The sequence below is a fragment of the Kitasatospora sp. NPDC001225 genome (assembly GCF_053597855.1).
In genome coordinates this window covers 1-4,173 of sequence record NZ_JBSFJC010000277.1, presented here as the reverse complement: position 1 = coordinate 4,173, position 4,173 = coordinate 1, and the positions used below count along the sequence as shown (strand labels likewise).

At 71.4% G+C, this 4,173-nt stretch carries 4 protein-coding genes; 3 read left to right on the top strand and 1 reads right to left on the bottom strand.

The genetic code is table 11. The features are described 5' to 3' along the window. The first annotated feature begins 510 nt into the window (after positions 1–510). Positions 511–912, top strand: a complete 402-nt coding sequence (locus tag ACWDCZ_RS39055) for a hypothetical protein (RefSeq protein WP_449818442.1) — start codon at positions 511–513, stop codon at positions 910–912. A 294-nt stretch (positions 913–1,206) separates the two neighbouring features. After that, a complete protein-coding gene (locus ACWDCZ_RS39050; protein WP_449818441.1) occupies positions 1,207–1,746 on the top strand; it encodes a hypothetical protein in 540 nt (179 codons plus the stop codon). A 464-nt stretch (positions 1,747–2,210) separates the two neighbouring features. Here ACWDCZ_RS39050 and ACWDCZ_RS39045 read toward each other — a convergent pair whose 3' ends face one another. Next, complete coding sequence (locus ACWDCZ_RS39045; RefSeq protein ID WP_449818440.1) at positions 2,211–3,197, bottom strand: glycoside hydrolase family 16 protein; 987 nt, start codon at positions 3,195–3,197, stop codon at positions 2,211–2,213. A 440-nt stretch (positions 3,198–3,637) separates the two neighbouring features. On the opposite strand from ACWDCZ_RS39045, the gene ACWDCZ_RS39040 reads away from it, so the two are divergent. Further along, positions 3,638–4,173 (top strand): glycosyltransferase family 2 protein (locus tag ACWDCZ_RS39040; protein WP_449818439.1); only part of this gene is annotated, 536 nt, incomplete at its 3' end.

Below are 4,173 nucleotides of genomic sequence, written 5' to 3'. Positions count from 1 at the left end.
GCGCTCCCCGATCCCCACCCTCCCCACTCCTTTGACCTGGTCAAGCAAGTGGGGAACCCGATCGGGGCTGGGGAATTTCGAAGATCCTCATCATCATCCGTTCTCCGGTTGTGTCGCCGCCGGTGTCCATCATCGGCCGCCCCCCACCCCGGCGGCACCGAATCCGCGGAACCGGACCGGCTGGTGTGCCCGCAGTGCGCCGACGACCGGGAGGCGGAGGAGGGGCGTCCAGCCGCTGTCGGGCCAGGCCGTGCCCTCGGGCCACCATCGATCTGTGGGACGTCTCCGACTTCCGCCACCCCGCGAAAGTCCACGCCGCGTCCGGCATCGTCACGGGACGATCACCGCTCCGCTCGGGCCCCTGGGACCGGCTGGCCGGGCGCTGCCGCATCAGTGGGGTCCTTGCGGCGCGGTGGAGCGGGTACCGCCCCTTGTCCGCCGGACCCCACCAGGCATGTGATCCGTCCGGCGGCGGAATGGCCGGGCCCGGACCACGGGTAGGGAACGTCCATGGCGATCATCAGCGGCCTCGGCCCGCACGGCCGACCCTGGCCCGAGTTCATGCCCGGCCACCGCCCGGCCCTGGTCCTGCCCGCCGACCCCGGCCGACCACTGGTCCCCGAAGACGGCTGGGCCTCCCGCGACACCGCCCCGGCCCTGGGTACCGGAGCGCATCGGGGCTGGTCGGCCGTCCTGACCGGTTACCAGCTGACCATCCACCGGCCCGGCGACGCGGCCTGGTTCGACGGCGAGATCAGCGCCACCCGCGAATGGTGGGGAGCGGCCCGCGCCCAAGGCGCCCTGCTACTGATCACCGGGCCGTTCACCAGCGTCTTCGACTTCCGGCACGTCGCCGCGACCGGCCGGCTCTCCCTCCTCACCGTCCCGATCCGGCTCGCCATCGACTCCTGAACAGCGGCTCCGGTCCCGGCCCGCCCCGCCCACCGGTGTGCGGGGACACCGCTATCCCCGGCCAGGCCGGGAAGCCGTCCCGCCGCCCCTCTGGCGGGCTGTCGCCGTTCCACCGGACCCCAGGGGCCCCGGACCGGGCGGTGACGGGCCCTCAAGCCCCCGTAGGGCTCGGCTCGGGTCCTGGGCCGCATGTGGCCGCCGCGTCTCGGCCCCCGCGGGGCCTCGCCGTGTGCCGCCGCCCGGGGCCTTGTCCTGGTGCCAGGACAAGCCACACCCGTCAGGAAGGACAGCACCGTGTTCCGCATCCCGCCTGGAGCCGACCAGCCCAGGCCCGCCGTTCCCACCCACGACGAGACGTCGCGCGAGTTCGGCCGGCCCATCGCGGCCCTGGCCCACCCGGAGCCCGGGTGGACGATCCTGCTCGGCCGCGAAGGAATCGACGGCTACCTGACCGACGTCGATCTGGACTACGCCCACCAGCGCTCCTACCGCGTCCGCGTGCGCACCACCCGGCCGGCACCAGAGCACTTCCGGGTCAAGCCGCGCACCCGCCTAGAGGACGTCCTCAACAATACGATCTCCAACTTCAAAGATGAAGGCGAACTCGACCCCCGCGCATCGGCCGAAGCCCTCCTGAACCCCGCCCCCGCCACACCCGGACAGGCGCTGCTGCGCCTCGACGGGCAGGAGTACACCGCCCGCACGGCGACGTGCGGCGGCTTCTTCGCGGCGCTGGTCGAGATCGGCGACCAGACCGTCGTTGTCGCGGCACCCGAAGAACTCAGGAGTGTTGCCCTGGACCTGACCTGGATTCGGCCCGGCCAGAGTCTGTAGTGGTGGACCCCCGTCGGCCGTGACCTCGGGACGGACGGGCCGGCCGCGGGCGACGGTGCCGCGCCGGGCCAGGTCATCGACGGGGGTGGCGTCGACCGGGCCGTTGCCGACCGCGAACTCGGCGGCGCCGACTAAGCACCCGCGAGGCTCGGCGTCCCGGCGTCCTGACCGGCCCGTACCGGGACCCGGCCGCCGCGGGCCGTCGGAGCCGTCCGGCGTCCTCGCTGCGCCTCGGCCTCCGAAGCCGGTGAGAAACGCCCGGCAAGGCCTGAGGGTGTTCGGACGCCACGTCGGCGACCGGCCGCCGATGTCCGCCGTCACCGACCTGGCCCGTCGCGGCCGGGACCTACCCGAGGTAACCGTCCCGGGGCGAACCGGCCGGCGCCACTACCTGCTCCGTGGTCCTGCACGGTCAGCCGGCGTGCCACCGGGTGCGGGCCGGCACCTTCCGCTGCGACCGGGGATCACTTCTTGGGGAGGGTGTTCACGAAGGTGGTGTCGGCGGCGTAGAAGCCGCTGACGGCCTTCTCGACCTCGGGGAGGGGGACTTTCTTGTCGGCCTGGTAGTAGAGCCAGTTGACGTTCATGTCCCAGGTCCGGGTGCCGGTCACCGCCGTGGGGAGGTCGATGAGCCAGGAGCTGAACCGGATGCTCAGGGGCTCGCGCGGGTAGGACTTGGTGCCGCTGCTGTAGACGGTCCTTCCGTCGACGGAGTAGGTGACCTTCCCGGCGTCGGCGGTGAGCATCAGGGTGTGCCAGCCCGCGATGCTCTTGTTCGTGGCGAGGGTGTCCCGGTCGTTCTGGGCGGCGCTGCGCCAGCTCGTGGTGTCGAGCCGGGGGCCGGGTGCGCCCCAGCCGCCGTTGGGCATGTACTCGAAGTCCAACTCGCTGTACTTCTTCGAGTTGTGGTCGGACGAGATCGCGTAGACGGTCTGGATGATGTGGTCGCCGTCGCGGCCGTCGGCCGGCTTGTCGCTGAAGAAGACCCGGGCGGCGATGGTGCCGTTGAGGGATTCGCCCGCCGTGCGTCCGACCTCGACCTGCTTGGTTCCCTTGGGGGTGCCGTCGGTGGTGACGCGCAGCCGCATGGCCTGGCCGCTCTGGGCGTCGGCGACGGTGGGGAAGGAGAGGCCCTCCTTGGACCAGGTGTCGCGGATGCCGGGGCCGCCGCCGTCGGTGCGGACGGTCCAGCCGTGCGAGGCCAGGGCCGGGTCCTCGGCCCCGGTGTAGTGGAAGGCGTCGAACAGGACGCCGGGCGGGCCGGGCGGGGAGGTCGGCGTGGGGGTGGGAGCCGCGGCGGGGGCCTGCTGCTTCTCCTCCCCGCGGGCGGCCGCCAGTCCCGACGGCTTGCTGTCGGAGGAGCAGGCGCCCGCGCCGACGGCGAGCATGACCAGGGGGAGGGCGGTCCCGATTGCGGCCCGCGTGCGGGTGTGCGGGGTGGGACGGGTCACGACTGCTCCTCCGAGGGGGATGCACAGGGGGATGCGGGCCGCGTCAGTGAGCTGACACTTCGCATCGGATCTATCGATTCGGGCTTATCTTATCCATGCCTTTGACTCCTTTTTTGAGGTGCTTGAATGAGGCTGGATCGGGATTGACGCCTCTCCAGGACGGGTGGGGGGAGGAATTCACCTGTGTTGTCGGCCACGTTTGTGGACGTTAACCCAGGGGTGATCTGCCCGATTTGGTGTCCTTTGGATGGGCGCCTGAACAGCCGTTATCACGGTGGGGGAGTGTGTGATCGTGCTGCGTTTCTCCCGTCGGTGGCGTGCCGCACCGGGCCGTTGAACCGTCTACATTTTTGGGCGATATCCTCTCCCGGACCATCACAGGATGCACACAGAGTGAACGGCGTTGACGATCACGCCGTCAAAACGGGGGAGTTCGTACCGTGTCAGGTACCGCCGCGCCCAGCGCGCCCATCGAGGAGGCGCGGTCCTCGCGCAGCCGGCACCGTCGGGGCCGGGTGGCCCCCGCGGCCGGCACCGCCCTCTACGACACCGTGGTCCTCGTCCCCGCCCGGAACGAGGAGGTCGGCGTCCTCACCTCGCTGGACTCCCTGGCGAAGCAGAGCCGGCGCCCCGACCTCATCATCGTGGTCGTCAACAACTCCACCGACCGCACACGGGAGTTCGCCCAGAGGTTCGCGGACGACGAGCGCACCCCGCCGACCGTCGTGCTCAACCTGGACAACAACCCCCACAAGAAGGCCGGCGCCCTCAACCACGGACTGGAGTGGCTGCGGGAGGCGGTCGGCGGACGCCTCACCGGCGCGGTGCGCCACGTCCTGGTGATGGACGCCGACACCGAACTGCACCACCGGTTCGTCGAACGGGCCCGCAACGTCATCTCCTCCGACCCCGAGCTCGGCGGCGTCAGCGCCTCCTGCCTCGGCCGCACCGGCCTGTGGCGCAACCCCTGGCAGCG

What these genes read in the sequence shown, in the direction of transcription:
- ACWDCZ_RS39055 (WP_449818442.1), top strand. Translation starts at nt 511, where the DNA reads ATGGCGATCATCAGCGGCCTCGGCCCGCACGGCCGACCCTGGCCCGAG.